The organism is Bacillus sp. Marseille-P3661, from assembly GCF_900240995.1.
In the GTDB taxonomy this organism is placed as follows: Bacteria; Bacillota; Bacilli; order Bacillales; family Bacillaceae_J; genus OESV01.
Genome location: NZ_LT965953.1, coordinates 476211 through 493990, shown reverse-complemented (window position 1 = coordinate 493990; position 17780 = coordinate 476211). Strand labels below are relative to the sequence as shown.

Here is a 17780-nt window from a genome sequence, read left to right as displayed (position 1 = left end):
ACCTGTATTCTGACTCGTTCTACTCTTTTTCTCACGTTCCTGTCAGAATCAAACCCGTATTCTGACTCGTTCTACTCTTTTTCTCACGTTCCTGTCAGAATTTAACCTGTATTCTGACTCGTTCTACTCTTTTTCTCGCGGTCCTGTCAGAATCTAACCTGTATTCTGACTCGTTCTACTCTTTTTCTCACGTTCCTGTCAGAATCCAACCCGTATTCTGACTCATTTTTGAAATTTTCGCCTGCTCCTGTCCGAATTTGATCTGTATTCTGACTCGTTCTACTCTTTTTCTTGCGTTCCTGTCAGAATCTAACCTGTATTCTGACTCGTTTTACTCTTTTTCTCGCGTTCCTGTCAGAATCCAACCCCTATTCTGACTCGTTCTACTCTTTTTCTCGCGTTCCTGTCAGAATCCTACCTGTATTCTGACTCGTTCTACACCTTTTCTCGCGTTCCTATCAGAATCAATCCTGAATTCTGCTACGACTCTTTAATTTTACCCTTCTTTACGACTTTGTGTTGGAACCCAACTTCTTAAAACCGCTTCATCTAGAACTTTTTCAATTAATATCAGAACATCTTCTGGAATATCAACTCCATCCCAATGTAATCCTCTTTTAACACATATATCTTTTAAACGAACTTGAATAGACTCTTCTGTACTGCGTACATTTGTAAGTCCTAAAATATAGTCGACTGAAACCCCATATAGCTTAGAAAAGCCTTTGAGTTTTTCCAGTGGAGGTTGCCGGTATCTCGATTCATATGATGCATAACTAGACTTTTTGATTCCAACCTTTTTACCAACTTCCTCCATCGTATAACCATGTTCAATTCTTAATTCTCTCAAGCGATTGGCGTACATGATCAAACCTCCTTATGCCTTTTTTTCAGTTAATTTGTTAATCATACATAAGGTCTCAACCTGATATTGAGCAACCTTCTGTTGCACAAGCTGAATCTCTTCCTCAGTAACTTGCTTATTATACTTATGATATATAGCGAATGTTCCAAACACATCTTTGTCTCTAAAGAAAGGAACCGACCAACCGGTTTGAAAGCCCCAGCCCATTACATAATCACGTAAAGGCTCCCAAAGATAACTAGTTTCTATATCAGTTACAACCACCTTTTGTTGATATACCGCATTTCCGCATGAACCGCAGTTTTCATTAAAAGCATTACTATAGTTGATGTCATGAAAAAAATTAAAAAAATCCGCCGGAATGCTCGGTGCCGCACCATGATATATTTTGTTTTCATTATAATTATAAAATAGCACCGTCACAAAACTATCTGGGATTAGGCTTTCTAAGTCTAAACATAATTTTCCTAGCATCATTTTTGTTTCAATTACAAGATACTCTTCTTCAGTTATCACATTATTTAAAAGTGCAGAAAGATGTACACGAATATTATTTTCCTTTTTAGCTAAACGAGGATTTATTTTCTTTAATAAATCTTTTACTTTCTTATTTGTGGCGTACTCCTTCATATAAACCACAACATCTGTTCTTTGCATCAAAGGCCTCCGGATAAAATTGTTTACTATCAGTATCGACAGACAATGCTTTGCACAAACAATTACAGATGATATCTTCGTATTTTCCTTTAAAATACCTTATAAAACAAAAAGTTAAATTTTTGTTCGCGGATAGCGTATTAAAAAAGTCAATTTGCGCATGATATGATTGTGCAAGAAATTCAGAAACATTCCCCAATACCCCACCGTTAGGGTAACTGTATTTCTTCCACACCAAGGAGGTCCTCCCTTCTTAATGTTTTTTGTTTACGTTTTTTGTTTTACAACTGTCATGGTTTTCGCAAAAGTCTTACACCACTAATACAGCGGTGTAAGGCTTTTTGCTTTAACACCGGCCACAGACCACCAATTCAAGGATCTTTCCTTCACTTTGTAGAAACACAATTCCCCCCCCTCCCATACTAAAATGATACTATTAAATTTTTTCCATCTCAGTAAAGGATATACTCTACTTAATGTATAGAAACCATTCAATTTAATAAACTAAGTGCTGCTTGGTTATCGGTATACTTTCAAATGTTCAGGATAAACTATTAAAAAATTTGGAAAAGGAATGTTGAGCCTTTGACTAACAATACATCACCAAACCTAACATCATCCGAAATGGGCAAACTATGGGCCATTTATATCGGAAACACAATGTCAACATGTATCCTTAGTTATTATTTAAGATGTGTCGAAGACCAGGACATAAAAAAAGTTCTTGAGAATGCTCTGCAGCTAAGTGAGAAATTTGTAAAATCAATAAAAGAGATGTTTATCAAAGAAGGTTTTCCAATTCCAGCTGGTTTTAGTGAACATGATGTAAACTTAAATGCTCCAAAACTTTTTTCAGATGAATTTTATCTTCATTATTTGAAGTATCTTGGAAAAGCTGGTATGAGTATTTATTCTGTTGCGGTTCCATTGGTAACTAGAGAAGATGTAAAGAAATTCTTTGTAGATGTTGTTCAAGCTACAGTACAGCTCTTAAATGATGTAAATGAGACTTTAGACCAAAAAGGTTATTTAATGAAATCTCCGCCTATACCTATACCCGAAAAAGTAAAGTTTGTCCAAAAACAAAGTTATTTAAATGGATTTTTTGGAAATGTTAGACCACTGCATGGTCTCGAAATTGCGCATCTTCATGACAATATTGAAAATGATTCAACAAGCAAAGCGTTGCTAATTGCTTTCAGTCAGACGGCTAAAGATGAAAAAGTAAAACAGTACTTTATTAGAGGAAAGGAACTTACCCATAAGCATGTAGAAATATGCTCACAGCATCTTCATAAAGAAAATTTACCTTCACATCCATTGCTTGATCATTTAGTAAGTACTTCGACAGAAGCACCTTTTTCAGATAAATTAATGCTATATCATAAGATAGATATGTTTTCGATGAAAATAAGATCTTATGCGAATGGTATGTCCTTAAATGGGCGCCGTGATATTAGTGCTATGTATATTCGTTTCTTAACAGATGTTGGTCTCTATCTCGAAGATGGAATGAATATAGGTATTGATCATGGCTGGATGGAGCAGCCTCCAGAAGCCGCCGATAGAGATCGTCTTACTTCAAAGTAAATATCTCACAAAGCAAGCCACTTTACCTCCTAAAGATGGATTAATGGAGGTGAGTGGCTTTTTTTATGCAAAAAATCCATAATACCCCAAAATTAAATAGGTATATACTACTATTAATCCTAAATTATTATTGTTAAAATAATACTATAGTAGGTAATTTTACTTACTATCGCAAAAAGGGGGACATGGTTATGTCAATAAAAAAAGGGATAAAACTAAATTTTGCGATAGGCTTACTAGTAGTGTTTATTACCTGCAGCACGACGATTATAAATTGGTATTTATCGGTTCAAGCGCTAAAAAGTAATTTAACTGAAAATCATCTTGAAAGTAACTATCGTTACGCAAAGAAAGTATCATTAAGTACTAGTGATTTACTTTATGATATGCAACAAAACCTTAGCACTTTAGCGCGAATAATTTGGGAACGGGAATTTAGTCAGTCTGATTTGGATGATTGGAAGTCTGCCAATAGCAGCTATTTTAATTCGATATTTACAACTGATACTAATGGTGTCGTTCAATTAATGAGTCCTCAGGCAGTGCCTAATAATCCAGGTGGGGTAAGACCTGGTACGAAAATCACCTCGGATTTAATGAAACAGGCTCTTAAAAATAAGAAATCTTTTATATCAGATCCATATTTAGCACAAACAGGAAACTTAGTTGTACTTATTTCTTTCCCTATATTTGATACGAGTGGCAACTATAAAGGTGTTGTAGATGGAACGATCTATCTTGAAAGCAATAATTCACTTAAAAGAATTCTTGAGAATCACGACTTTTTAGATGAATCCTCTGTTTTTGTAGTTGATCGATTAGGGCGGATCATTTACCATCCGGATTCTAGTCGAATTAATGAGTCGATTGCTTACCACCCACTTGTAAAAAGCGTAATGCAGGGTGAAAACGGTGCAGCACAAATTATCAATAGTAGAGGGCATGAATATTTCTCTGGATATGCATATGTAGAGCAAACAGGCTGGGGCATTATTGCCCAAACGCCAACTTCAGTGATAGAAACTCCTCTTCGCAGCCTAACACACAATATCATTGCTCAGTCGCTTCCATTATTATTGTTAATTTTGATACTTGCTTGGTTATTTACAAATAATCTTTCTAAGCCGATTAATACGTTAGCACGATTTTCAGAAGAAGCCATATTATCTAAAAAAGAAGCTCAGTCGATTCATCGCCTAGAATTAAAATCGTATATATATGAGGTTCGACAACTATGTCACCATATACAAAGGCACTTTCAGCTATTAACCAATCAAATTCATCAAGATGGTCTTACAGGATTATCTAACCGTAGAGCCTTTGATTTAGAAATAAAAAAGTGGGCCCTTAATCAACAACCATTTTCTTTAATTATGCTTGATATAGATCACTTTAAAAATGTCAATGATCAATATGGCCACCTAGTCGGTGATGATGTATTAAGATTTCTTGCAAATAAAATGGTAGAAGTAACGAGGGAAGAAGACTTATGTTACCGATATGGCGGTGAAGAGTTTGCAATTCTCCTAAAAACTAATGATGTTAAAGATGCTTTCATTTTAGCAGAACGATTGCGAACAACCATTGCTCAAACACCAAGCCCGTCTGGGCAATATATCACTGTTTCATTAGGAATTTCATGTTATCAAGTACAAGATGAGTCACCACAATCTGTCATTAGTAGAGCGGATTCCGCACTCTATCTATCTAAGAATGGCGGAAGGAATAAAACTACCATATATGAATAAACAACAAACAACCTGTATCGGATTGTATAACTAAGTCCAGTACAGGTTGTTTATTTAATTAATCTGGTTTCAGCGTTAATTACTTAGTACAAAGTTTTCCGAGAACAACGTCTCTTTTTCTAGCTGCAATTGTTGTAGGCGTTCAATTTCAGCTCTTCTTTGTTCCTCAAAGAGTTTCAATCGTTCCGCACGAAGGTCATTTTCACGAATCGCTGCTGTTATAATTGGTGTTAAAACATATGCGTCCTTTAAAGCACAATTAATTCCAATTGCAGCAGTAGGGGTCATTGTATGTGCGGCATCCCCTATTAGTACTAATCCATCTTTAACCCATGTCTCAGAAAGCGAGCTATGAACTTTAAGTAAGACAAAATCTTCCCAAGTATGAAGATGCTGCAAAACGATCTTTCTCAAATGCGGACAGAGCTCTAACAATGGTGTTAGAAATTCTAATAATGCAGTCTTTCGTAGTGATGGAAAGGATCCTTCCTCAATATTCCATCCTATTTGAATATATCCGCCTGTTTGGGTAAATAAAGCAAGCTGATGACCATTAACAAGCAACATTCTCGTAGTCGGCTCCCAATTTGATGGGGCTGGTATTTTTGCCCATAATACATCATATCCATGACTTTTTTGTACCACAGGGATTTCTGCAAGCTTTCTAACAGTGGAATATCGACCATCTGCACCCACTATTATGGAGCAGGTTATGACAAATTCCTCTCCATCCTTTTTCGCTTTAATACCTGTATAGCGCCCTTCCACATCTTGGATCAAATTTATCACAGCTGCGTTAAAGATATGTTGGTAATTGTTATACCGCTCTGATTCTTCAATTAAAACATTTAGAAGGTGAGGCTGTGGAACATGGATGCCTACATGATCATCGGGAAAAGTTGGTTTGATCGTTTTTACAATCTCATTTCCAACAAAGTATTCAAGCTTTTCCATTTTAAGAAGGCCATGTTCCTCAACCTTTTCGTACAAGCCATGTTCTTTTAGTAGGTCCTCTGTTTCCGAATTAATATGTTCGCCTCTAAATTCTCGATCATTTCTAGACGCACGTTCAATAATAATTGTAGATATTCCGTTCTTAGCTAGTAAATAACCAAGAAAAGCCCCAGCTGGCCCACCTCCAACAATACATACATTCGTTTTATATTTCATTATCCATACCTTCTTTTTCAACTAGGTGCTATTATACTTTGCATTTTCAAACAGTCTAGATTTTCTGGTCTAATTCTTACGCCTTAGTCTACTGGACAAGTTCCTTCATCCTCAAGGTGACCAGATTTGTTTATTTTCGTTTGTAAATACTTTTGGTTATATTCGGAAACATCACCCCATAGTGGCTGTCTTCCAGATAATTCTAATCCTGCACTTTTTAATGCACTTAATTTTTTAGGATTATTTGTCATAAGTGTAACAGGTTTTGAACGCAATGCCTTTAGAACTAACATTGCATCATCATAATTTCTAGCATCATCTACAAATCCAAGACCTTGATTTGCTTCAACGGTATCATAGCCGTTTTCCTGAAGAACATATGCCATCGCTTTACTAAATAGCCCAATTCCTCTTCCTTCATGGTTAGCCAAATAAAATAAAGCACCTGTACCGTGTTCAGTAATCATCTTCATTGACTGTTTTAATTGATAACCACAGTCACATCGCTTACTACCAAATATATCTCCAGTATGGCAGATTGAATGCATTCTGATAATTGCATCCTCAGCATATTCAAAATCTCCATACACTAAGACGCTTGATTGTTGGTATTCCGCTAAGTTAACTGATGATAATTTTTCAATAATCTTTTCAAAATCCTCTGTCACTTCGTTACAGTTTAGCCAGCAATACCATTTAAAAACAACCGTTTCGTCAAACAAATTAACGGGAAGACGAATTGGACCAACTAAGTAAATTGCACCTTTCCCTGTTTTAATTAATTGTATTTTATCCTCTAGAACAGAGAGAACTTTAGAATCTAATTTCGTCTGATACATAGCGCACTCCTTTTTTTTATTAGTTTTTACTATACGTTCAATTACATGCGACGATAAAGCTTTGTAATATTTTACTTATATAACAATTGCTCGTGCTTTCTTTATTAATATTTATCAGAATAATTGTAATCCACAGTATGTTTCCCTATATGAATAATTGTATTATAAATGTTAACAAGTTCATAGTAGTTTGTTCAAGAAAAAAGTATTACATTATACTAAAAAAAGTGAAAGGCATTGTTACCCTTCACTTTGGTATTTCTATTTATTTTACATCATATCCTTGATCATCGATTGTTTCTTTAATTTTATCAAGAGAAACCTTTGATTCGTCATATGATACTGTTACTGTTTTAGCTCCTAAGTCAACCTTTGCTACAACGCCAATTTCCTTTAAAGATGACTCAACTGCATTTACACAATGTCCACAAGACATGCCTTCTACTGTTAATGTTTCAGTTTTCATGATAACCTCTCCAATCTTTTTATTAAAATTTTATATATAAAAGGTCAAAGGAGGATACTCCCCCATCCTATTATATTTTAGCTTTTTGTAATCGTAATGCATTTAATACAACCGATACAGAGCTTAATGCCATAGCTGCACCCGCAACCCATGGTGCCAATAAACCAATTGCTGCAACTGGAATTCCCAAGGAATTATACGCAAGGGCCCAAAATAAATTTTGCTTAATATTTTTCATTGTTTTTCGACTCATTAAAATAGCATCAGGAATGCTTTCTAAGTCGCCGCGCATCAATGTAACATCAGCTGCTTCCATTGCAACATCTGTACCTGTTCCAATTGCCATTCCAATATCTGCAGTTGCTAATGCAGGTGCATCATTAATTCCATCGCCGACCATCGCCACTTTTTTACCCGCTTGTTGAAGTTTTTTCACTTCTTCAGCTTTACCTTCAGGAAGAATTTCTGCCCGGACATGTTCGATTCCAACTTGACTCGCAATCGCTTTGGCCGTGCGCTCGTTATCACCAGTAATCATAATAACCTCAATGCCCGTATCTTTCAGACGAGCAACGGCCGCTTTAGATGTCTCTTTAATCGTATCTGCTACTGCAACCATACCTGCATATGCGCCATCAATGGCAACTAACATGGCTGTTTTTCCATTGGATTCTAGTTGATTCATTTTTTCATCAATAGTTCCAATATGAATGTCTTGTTGAGCCATTAAGCGTCGTGTCCCAATATACAATTCTTTACCATCAACAACTGCACGGATACCATAACCGGGTATAGTCTCAAATTGATATGTTCTACTTAACTGGATGCCTTTTTCTTTTATACCCGCTACAATGGCTTCAGCAAGTGGATGTTCTGAGTTGTTTTCAGCACTACCAACTAGTGTTAAAAACTCCATTTCATCAAAATTGTCAATAATAACATCTGTTAATTCTGGTTTTCCCTTTGTAACAGTCCCTGTTTTGTCAAGGATGATCGCATCGATTTTGTGTGTTCCTTCTAGGTGTTCTCCTCCTTTAAAAAGGATCCCTAATTCAGCAGCACGACCAGATCCAGCCATTATAGAAGTTGGCGTAGCTAAACCAAGCGCACAAGGACAGGCGATGACTAATACTGCGATTAGTTTCTCCAAAGAATTAGCAAAGTCACCTGGGGTTACCCACAAGAACCAAACTAGAAATACGATTACTGCAATCCCAACAACAATTGGTACAAATACCCCTGAAATTTTGTCCGCCACCCGTTGAATCGGTGCCTTTGAGCCTTGCGCATCCTCAACCACTTTAATGATTTGCGCAAGCGCTGTTTCCTTGCCAATTTTAGTTGCTTTAACTTTCAATAATCCATTTTTATTAATGGTTGCCCCAAACACGCTATCACCTATTGTTTTATCTACAGGAATGCTTTCACCGGTCAGCATCGATTCATCGATTGTAGATTCACCTTCAATGACTTCACCATCAACTGGAATTTTTTCGCCTGGTTTAACGATTACAATATCACTTACTATCACTTCTTCAATTGCAATTGTCATTTCTTGACCATCTCGAATAACTGTGGCTGTTTTGGCCTGAAGACCCATTAATGTTTTAATGGCTTCAGACGTGCGGCCTTTTGCAAGTACCTCGAACAGCTTACCAAGTAAAATTAGCGTAATCAAAACTGCACTAGTTTCGTAGTATAACTCAACCATATGGTGTTCATTACCTATCGCCACCAGCGTTTGATACAAGCTATAGAAATAAGCTGCAGATGTTCCCAATGCAACAAGTACATCCATATTGGCACTTCCATTTTTAAGTGCTTTATATGCACCTACATAAAACTGTTTTCCTATATAAAATTGTACTGGAGTGGCTAATGCAAATTGAAACCACGGATCCATAAATATATCAGGAACCCAGATGAATGATGTAAACGTAAAGTGTGTAACCATCGCCCATAATAGTGGGAGTGATAATACAGCTGATAGAATAAACTTCTTCTTTTGCTTACTGATCTCTTTAGTACGGTGATCTGAGTCATTATTTGTATCGTCAGTCTTTATAGCTGCATCATATCCAAGTGCCCTAACCTTTTTTATTATGTCCTCAACAGAAACTTCTCCTGAAGCGTATTCAACATGTGCTGTTTCAAGTGCTAAAATCACAGTTGCATTTGACACACCGCTTAATTTATTTAAACCCTTTTCAATGCGAGCCGAACAGGCTGCACATGTCATCCCCGTAATGATGAAATCAGTTGATTCCTTTACCGTTCCATACCCTAGCTTTTCGATCTTTTCTTCCATTGCAGCAATATTCGTTAGCTCTGGATCAAAGGTTACCGTTGCTCTTTCTAATGCAAAGTTTACGTTTGCCTCTTGAATGCCTTCCATTTTACTAAGTCCTTTTTCAACGCGGTTAGCACAAGCTGCACATGTCATCCCAGTTATTTGAATCGTTGATTGCTTAGCTTGAGACATGAATGTTCACCTCAATTTAGTTTTTCTATTTACCATGATTTTCAATAGACTTTACAAATTACTATACCCACCTATCCTATAATAGATATTAAAAAAGTTGAGCATATTTTTTTAACCTATATATGCCCTATTATATGATGATTTATTTTTTCATCAATTTTGTAATAGTAGTTAATAATTCATCTATAACTTCATCTTCACCAGCCTGAATGCGCTCAATTACACAGCTTTTCATATGGCCTTCAAGTAGCATTTTCCCTACACCATTAAGTGCTGATTGAACGGCAGCTATTTGATTTAAAACATCATCACAATAAACATCCTTTTCAATCATGCCTTTAATACCGCGAATTTGACCTTCAATACGATTAAGACGAGTAACTAAGTTCTTTTTTGTTTTATCTGAATGATGACTATGTCTTTCGTTACAGCACGTTTCATTTTCACACTCGACATTTGTTTCATTGAAAGGGTCCAAATTAATCATCTCCTTTTTCATATTTTGATAATAGCATACCCTACTACCCTATATCAAGCCCGTTTTTGTGATAATTCTTAAAGCTGCAAAAAAACCAGCTCAACTCGCAAATAAAACTTTATAACATGCAAATATATTTACAAAATCTGAAAATAAAATTGAAATAGTTCAGATTCATTATAATTAAAAAAGTACCTGAGTTCCATAGCGTATAAAATTGACGCTACAGTACTCAGGTACTTAAATTCTTCATTCAATAACTTTAACTAGTATAATTCAAAGCAATTTGACATAGCAATTCTGTTGCAATTGGCAATGATTTTTCTTCAAAATCAAACTTAGGGTGATGATGAGGAAAAATCGATTTATCCATTGGCGCCGCACCTACAAAGCAAAAAGAGCCTGGCACTTTCTCTAAATAATACGCGAAGTCCTCGCCAGCCATATTAGGTGGCATGATGTACGTATTTTCTTCACCAAATACAGATTTAGCAGCTTCCATAAATGTTAGCGCCTCATTCTTGTGATTAATTAGCGGTGGATAGCCGCGCTCATAGCGGACATCAACATCAGCACCATTTAAGTCAGTGATTGAGTGTGCCAATTTTTCAAGATCTATTTGTAGCTGATCCCGAACTTGAGGCGCAAAACTTCTTGCTGTTCCTTCAATCACAGCTTTATCAGCAATTACATTAAATGCAGTCCCTGAATGTAACTTCCCGAACGTTAGGACACCAGATTCTATAGGATCTATTTTACGGCTTACAATTTGTTGCGCAAGCGTTACGAGCTGTGATGCAATGACAAGTGAATCAACCGTTTTATGTGGCAGTCCACCATGTCCACCTTTTCCGTTAATTTCAATTGTGAATTTATCTGATGCAGCCATCATTGGACCCAATGTAGTATGAAACGTACCTGTTGGCAGCTCAGACCATAGATGAAGTCCATAAATTACATCAACTCCTGCTAATGCCCCAGCTTCTATCATTCCTTTTGCTCCACCTGGAGTCAATTCTTCTCCTGGTTGGAATATAAAGCGAATTTTCCCTTTTATTTTATCTTTACGTTTCGATAAAATCTCGACCGCCCCCATGAGTGCAGCCATATGACCGTCATGTCCACAGGCATGCATCACACCGTTATGTTTAGATGCAAACGGAAGATTCGTTTGTTCAACGATTGGTAAGGCATCCATATCAGCTCTTAAAGCAACTGTTGGGCCAGGAAAATTCCCCTCTAAATCTGCTATGATACCGTAGCCAAATACATTTTCAGTCACTTTTAAGCCACGTTCTTTTAAAAAAGCTGCTATCAATTTAGAAGTATGCTTTTCTTCAAAGGATAACTCCGGATATTGATGGAACTCTCTTCTCCACTTAATTAGTTGTTCAGTTATTTGTTCACATGCTTCTTTTAACATGCCAATCTCCATCTCCTATGTGTATATAATCTCTATTTAGCAGATTGGTAGATGATTTCTCCGTCTACAAAAGTTACTAATGCTTGGCCATTTTTCATAATTGGATCATTGTCCCAAATTACGATATCTGCATCCTTGCCCACTTCAATTGAACCAATGCGATTTTGCAATCCTAAGTTTGTAGCAGGATTAATTGTTAGGCTTCTCCATGCTATTTCTTCACTTAGACCTGCTTTTACTGCTTTATTAGCCGAAGTAAGTAAATCTTGAATTGGGATAACTGGATGATCGGTTATCATCGCAAAATCAATTCCCTCTTCTGCCATGACACGATATGTTTCCCAGCTGCTATCTTTTAGCTCTACTTTACTTTTACTTGACAGTGTAGGCCCAACTGATACAAGAACACCGGCATCTGCGAGGTATTTTGCAACTTTACGACCGTCAGTCGCGTGTTCAATGCTTAAATTAAGATCAAACTCTTTCGCAATACGAACTGCTGTCATAATATCATCTGCACGATGTGCATGGGCACGTACTGGAATTTCCTTTTTTAATGCAAGCGCTAATGCTTCCATTCGCAAATCAAAGTCACACTTACCATTTTCTCGTTTTTCAATATATGTTCTTGCTTTTGAAAATTGCTCACGTAATAATGCAGCAACACCCATTCTTGTTTGCGGCGCTCTGCCATTTTTTCCATGGAATTTCTTTGGATTTTCACCAAGGGCAATCTTTAAGCCAGATGGATTACGAATAATTAATTCTTCAACGGTGCGATTTGGTTTAACTTTTATACATGCCATTAAACCACCGATTACATTTGCGCTTCCTGGCATCACTTGCACAGAGGTAATTCCAGCTTGGACGGCATCATGAAATCCGCGATCGTATGGATTAATTCCATCGATGGCTCTCATATGTGGGGTAACAGATTCGGAAGACTCATTATAATCGTCCCCTTCCCAGCCAATCCCTTCTTCATCAATGCCAAGGTGTGTATGGGCATCAATGATACCTGGTGTCACAAGCCGACCACCTCCATCGATTACCTTATACGAGTCAAGAGGTTCTTGACACTCTTTTTGCTTTCCAACGAAAGCTATTTTGCCGTCTTTTATTAGAACGATTCCATTTTCAATAACAGAACCTGAAATTGTAAGTATTTTTGCATTCGTAATTGCGTACATATAATCCATTCCTTGTTATTTATTTTCAGTCGAACCTTCTAAGTATTCATAGACCTGACATGCAAGCTGTATATTAAACCAATCATCATGATTATCAAACGAGACTGCTAATATCTCTTGGATTCTATTTATACGATAATAGAGTGTGTTATAATGAATATTTAATTCTGCCGTTAGTTTATTGATTTCTTTATCAAACTTTACATACATAATCAATGTTTCTAAAAGCGTACTTTTTTTACGCTGATCATAGTTTATTAATGGTCCTAGTATATCCATTAAAAAGAAACGCAGCTCCTCACGGTCGTGCTGGAGAAAGAATCGATATACCCCCATTTCTGCATAACTAAGAACACCTCTATCCCGCGTGCTATCTAAAACCTTTAAACATTGTTCTGCATCCGTATATGATTTTTTGAAGTTTAATAATCCTTTATGAACACGCCCTATCCCGATTTGTACTTTTTCAGGCAACTTTTCTAATTTAGGCAACAAGTCTTTAATGATTTTTCTAGCATCGCTTTTTGGCTTTTTGGCAGAGAATGATACAATGCCAACAACCATCGAACCACGTTGAAACACTAACCCTGGTAAGCTATGCTCTGTTAATATATTTTCTAAGTGGTCAACCCATCTTTGCCGTTCCATTCCAACGATATAGGGTGTGTGACTGGCTCCACGTCCCCCTGATTTTCGTTGACATAGTATGACCGTATAATAATCATCAGGCTTAAGCCCTAAATTTTTGGCTTGCTCATATAACTGAACATTCGTGTGCCCTGAAAGAACTTCTTCAAAAAACTCACCCTTAATCCGCTCTTGCACTTCACGGATGGCTTCTTGTTTAGTCCACTCTAAAGCTAAAACAGTTGCGCCATATTCAAACAAAACACTATTACTGCCTAGTAATTCTTCACTGTCAGTCCAAATTAATAAAAAACCTAATATTGTTTCAGCACCTACAATCGGAAACACGATAAGCATTTCTTTTTCCGTTAAATCTATCTTTTGCCACTTTTTTGTGCTTAACAATTTTTTGATAGCAGGATGTTTAAAAAAATTGGTTGGGGGACGTCGCCGTTTCTGTTCAACTTGATCTGAAACATAAAGCGGTTTTAATAAGCTATCATAAATGGCAAAAGGAACTTCAACCATAGCATCTAACGTTTTAACGATCGCTTCAATCCCCTCACCTTGTGCTGCAATATTCGTCAGACGGTTATGAAGGTCAGTTGTACGTTGTAGTTGTTCATGCTCATGTCGTAAAGCTACATGTGTTAACTGTAGTTCTTCACGGTATTTACGTTCTTTTTGAAAAAGTTCAGACTGCATAATTGCAACTGCCACATGATCAGCAAGCGCTTCTAGAATCTGCAGATCTTCGTTCGTAAATTTCGCTTGTTTAGTAAAGCTATCTATAGTTAAAACCCCGATAACTTCTTCTTTAAAGATTAGCGGGGCGGACATCATGCTATTTGGGAATTCACCCAGCATTGTAGAATTAATATAATGGCTAAAGTTTTGGCTAGACATATTGGCCATCTCATCAGAAATTTTCTTTTTATCGTTGATCATGATTGATTTTCTACTACTAAATACTTTACCAGTGACACCTTCACCTGGTACAAGCCGGGTTCTCTTATAGCTTTCTTCTTTAAAGCCCACTGCAGATTTGACAAGCAGCTTATTAATTTTTTTGTCATATAAAAATAGAAATCCCGTATCAGCGTTAGGGATTGTTTTGACAGCAGATTCTATGATTATTTTTAAAATATCTTCATTTTGTAAGGATGAGGCAATCGTATGTGCAACATCCATTAGCAAATGCAGTGATTTTTCACGCTGAATATTTTTTTCTAATTCAACCAAAGTATTTATCCATGGATACCATTCATTTAGGTAATGAAAAGTCTCATAGCGATTTATTTTTGTTTTACCGTGCAAAGCAATAACAAAATCATGAACTTTGAAGAGATGGGAGTTTTCTAATTGAAGTTCTTTTTTGTCTTTCTGAAAAAAATGAACAACGTCCTGATATATATCAGGACAGCCGTTCCATTCAGAGATACATGAAATTGTTTCATCCTCATTTAACCATATCGATATCCCATCTTGATTAAATTTTGTTGCTATAGAAGCTAGTGCTGTTTCTTTCATTCATACACCTCTGAAGAAAACCTAATTTTACGTTGGTGTTACGTTTTACATTCGAATGAATTATAATTTATTGCCTTCTTTTACAGCGTCTACCCACTCATGATAACGATCAATTAAAATATGTTTATTCTTCTCATAGATTCTTCTTAATTCTCCAATAGGATTATCATGATCATCCACGCGAAAATCCACATAGGGAAAACCGTCTATTGCCTCAACTTTTATAACAGCCGATTGCTTTCCGCGCTTATCACCACCGGCTGCTTGTCCTGCTTCCAATGCGGCTAAAAGTCGATTTTCTAACAATCCTTCTGTAAATTCAAACGTTTCTAACATTGCTTCCAATACAGCAGGACTTGTTAGAAGATTGCCTTGTACAGAGCAATTTCTCCCGATAATATGACCTTTGTATTCATCATTTTCGATTCCAGTGTATGCGGCTGTATTTCCATAATAATCAAGGACTGCAATTTGCCTTAACTCCCTACCCGGATCATTCAGCATGAGTCTATTTAACGTTTCATTAGCAGTTTTCCCTGACTTTAGCAATTGTAATCCTTTCTTTCCTAACATTGGATTTACCCAACCTTGAGTTACGATAATTCCAACATCCGCTTCTATATGCGGCGAATGCGCACCTACTCCCGGAAAACAGGTTGCAACTGCTGCACCTAAGTGGCCTGTATCTGGACAACGGGCGATAATTGAAAAAGTGTTTAATTTCATCAATACATCCCCCTCCTTATACTTCATGACATGCGACAAAATGACCTGGTTGCACTTCACGGAAAGCTGGTACTTCTTGTTTACACTTTTCTGTTGCAATTGGACAACGTGTGTGGAAACGACAGCCAGATGGCGGATTAACCGGACTAGGAATTTCACCTTTTAATGGAATTCGTTCACTTTTTCGCGTTGGATCTGGAACAGGAATAGCCGATAACAAAGCTTTTGTATACGGATGAAGTGGATTATCATACAGTTCATCGCTTTCAGCTAACTCGACCATTTGACCAAGATACATAACCCCAACACGATCACTTATATATTGAACAACGCTTAAGTCATGAGCAATGAATAGATACGTAAATCCGTATTTTTCTTGCAGATCAACCATTAAGTTAATAATTTGAGCTTGAATGGACACGTCAAGTGCAGCAACTGGCTCATCTGCAACGATAAATTTTGGATTTAAAGCTAATGCACGCGCAATTCCGATCCGCTGACGTTGCCCTCCAGAAAACTCATGTGGAAAGCGCTCCATATAGCTTTCAGGTATTCCAACTGCATTTAACAGCTCTTTAATTTTTTCAAGTCGATTTTCTTTATATAAACCATGCGTCTTCATTGGCTCCTCAATAAGCTCTTTAACCGTCATACGAGGATTTAATGATGCATATGGATCTTGGAAAACCATTTGAAAGTCTTTACGAGAATTTTTCAATTCTGCTTTAGATAAAGACATTAAGTCTTTACCATCAAAGTATACCTTTCCTTCTGATGCATCTAATAAGCGCAGCAATAAACGACCAGTTGTAGATTTACCACAACCCGACTCACCAACAATCCCTAACGTTTCCCCTTCATATATGGAAAAGTTTAAGCCATCAACCGCTTGAACAACTGCTTTATTACGAGAAAGAAAGCCGTTAGAAAGTGTAAAGTGCTTTTTTAAGTTTTCGATTCGTACTAATTCTTTTGTACTCATACAACTTCCTCCACTTCTTCTTCTTCAAGCCAGCATGCTACATGATGATTTTTAAAGCTGCTTTCAATTAGTTCAGGTTGCTTTTCGCGACATTTACTCATAACAAACGGACAACGATCTGCAAAGCGACACCCTTGAGGTAAGTTATGAAGGTTTGGCGGTTGTCCTTCAATCGGCGTTAATCTTTCTCTTGAACCCGGTTTTGGTAAAGAAGCAAGCAAACCTTTTGTATATGGGTGCTGTGGATTTGCAAATAACTCTTCAACAGATGCTTTCTCTACAATTTTTCCAGCATACATAACCGCAACAGTATCACAAAGCTCAGCAACAACACCTAAATCGTGGGTAATCATAACGATAGCTGCGTTCGTTTCATCGCGTAAGTCGCGGATTAAATCTAATACTTGTGCTTGAATCGTTACATCAAGAGCTGTTGTTGGTTCATCACATATTAACAAATCAGGATTACCAGCCAGTGACATTGCAATGACACCACGTTGGCGCATCCCACCACTAAATTGATGAGGATATTGCGTTGCACGTGATTCCGGTGATGGAATACCAACCTTCTTAATCATTTCAATTGCTCGTTTCCAAGCGGATTTTTTATCAGCTTTGTCATGGATTCTTGGAACTTCAGCAATTTGCGCCCCAACTGTGTAAACAGGGTTCAATGATGTCATAGGATCCTGAAAAATCATTGATATATTTTTACCGCGCAGCTCTCGCATTTCAGATTCGGACTTGTCTAGTAAATTATCACCTTTATATAGAACTTCACCGCTAATGATTTCGCTTTTCTTCTGTCCAATTAACCGCATGATAGATTGTGATGTTACACTTTTCCCACAACCTGACTCGCCCACTATTGCAAGAATTTCACCTTTTTTCACATCAAAATCAACACCATCAACTGCTTTAACTAAACCGTTTCTCGTATTAAAATAGGTTTTTAAATTTTTTACCTCAAGTACTTTTTGTTCCATTAGATTAACCTCCTTTCAAAT

General features: G+C 36.9%; 15 protein-coding genes. 2 read left to right on the top strand and 13 right to left on the bottom strand.

Features of this window, described 5'->3' with window-relative positions; genetic code table 11:
* Positions 1 to 496 precede the first annotated feature (496 nt).
* Positions 497 to 865, bottom strand: a complete 369-nt coding sequence (locus tag C1724_RS02220) for a helix-turn-helix domain-containing protein (protein ID WP_102345118.1) — start codon at positions 863 to 865, stop codon at positions 497 to 499.
* 12 nt (positions 866 to 877) lie between these two features.
* On the bottom strand, positions 878 to 1522 hold the full coding sequence (locus C1724_RS02215; RefSeq protein ID WP_102345117.1) for a GAF domain-containing protein: 645 nt from the start codon (positions 1520 to 1522) through the stop codon (positions 878 to 880).
* A 585-nt stretch (positions 1523 to 2107) separates the two neighbouring features.
* Between C1724_RS02215 and C1724_RS02210 the strand changes: the two genes are divergently transcribed.
* Positions 2108 to 3112, top strand: coding sequence for a DUF3231 family protein (locus C1724_RS02210; protein WP_258000260.1), 1005 nt, complete (start codon positions 2108 to 2110; stop codon positions 3110 to 3112).
* A 191-nt stretch (positions 3113 to 3303) separates the two neighbouring features.
* Positions 3304 to 4860 (top strand): sensor domain-containing diguanylate cyclase, encoded by a 1557-nt coding sequence (locus tag C1724_RS02205; protein WP_102345116.1) that lies wholly within the window; start codon positions 3304 to 3306, stop codon positions 4858 to 4860.
* A gap of 75 nt (positions 4861 to 4935) precedes the next feature.
* On the opposite strand, the gene C1724_RS02200 is transcribed toward C1724_RS02205, so the two are convergent.
* The 11 genes from C1724_RS02200 to C1724_RS02150 form a co-directional block, all read right to left on the bottom strand.
* Positions 4936 to 6030 carry an FAD-dependent monooxygenase gene (locus C1724_RS02200; RefSeq protein WP_102345115.1) on the bottom strand — a complete coding sequence of 365 codons (1095 nt, stop codon included), beginning with the start codon at positions 6028 to 6030 and terminating at the stop codon, positions 4936 to 4938.
* Positions 6031 to 6113: 83 nt separating this feature from the next.
* Positions 6114 to 6869, bottom strand: a complete 756-nt coding sequence (locus C1724_RS02195; protein WP_102345114.1) for a GTP cyclohydrolase II — start codon at positions 6867 to 6869, stop codon at positions 6114 to 6116.
* Between the two features lie 265 nt (positions 6870 to 7134).
* The gene (gene copZ / locus C1724_RS02190) at positions 7135 to 7335 is read right to left on the bottom strand and encodes a copper chaperone CopZ (RefSeq protein WP_102345113.1); all 201 of its coding nucleotides are present in this window, start codon (positions 7333 to 7335) and stop codon (positions 7135 to 7137) included.
* A 70-nt stretch (positions 7336 to 7405) separates the two neighbouring features.
* The gene (locus C1724_RS02185; protein ID WP_102345112.1) at positions 7406 to 9817 is read right to left on the bottom strand and encodes a heavy metal translocating P-type ATPase; all 2412 of its coding nucleotides are present in this window, start codon (positions 9815 to 9817) and stop codon (positions 7406 to 7408) included.
* A gap of 142 nt (positions 9818 to 9959) precedes the next feature.
* Entirely contained in the window at positions 9960 to 10304 is a 345-nt protein-coding gene (locus tag C1724_RS02180; protein ID WP_102346701.1) for a metal-sensitive transcriptional regulator, read from the bottom strand.
* 253 nt (positions 10305 to 10557) lie between these two features.
* Positions 10558 to 11718 carry a M20 metallopeptidase family protein gene (locus tag C1724_RS02175; RefSeq protein ID WP_102345111.1) on the bottom strand — a complete coding sequence of 387 codons (1161 nt, stop codon included), beginning with the start codon at positions 11716 to 11718 and terminating at the stop codon, positions 10558 to 10560.
* Positions 11719 to 11750: 32 nt separating this feature from the next.
* Positions 11751 to 12908, bottom strand: coding sequence for an amidohydrolase (locus C1724_RS02170; protein ID WP_102345110.1), 1158 nt, complete (start codon positions 12906 to 12908; stop codon positions 11751 to 11753).
* Between the two features lie 15 nt (positions 12909 to 12923).
* Positions 12924 to 15065 (bottom strand): helix-turn-helix domain-containing protein, encoded by a 2142-nt coding sequence (locus tag C1724_RS02165; protein ID WP_102345109.1) that lies wholly within the window; start codon positions 15063 to 15065, stop codon positions 12924 to 12926.
* Positions 15066 to 15125: 60 nt separating this feature from the next.
* Positions 15126 to 15791 (bottom strand): DUF1028 domain-containing protein, encoded by a 666-nt coding sequence (locus C1724_RS02160; protein ID WP_102345108.1) that lies wholly within the window; start codon positions 15789 to 15791, stop codon positions 15126 to 15128.
* 16 nt (positions 15792 to 15807) lie between these two features.
* Entirely contained in the window at positions 15808 to 16773 is a 966-nt protein-coding gene (locus C1724_RS02155; RefSeq protein WP_102345107.1) for an ABC transporter ATP-binding protein, read from the bottom strand.
* Positions 16770 to 17759: an ABC transporter ATP-binding protein gene (locus tag C1724_RS02150; protein ID WP_102345106.1), complete on the bottom strand. Its 990-nt coding sequence runs from the start codon at positions 17757 to 17759 to the stop codon at positions 16770 to 16772. Before C1724_RS02150 ends, C1724_RS02155 begins: the two co-directional genes overlap by 4 nt.
* Positions 17760 to 17780 lie beyond the last annotated feature (21 nt).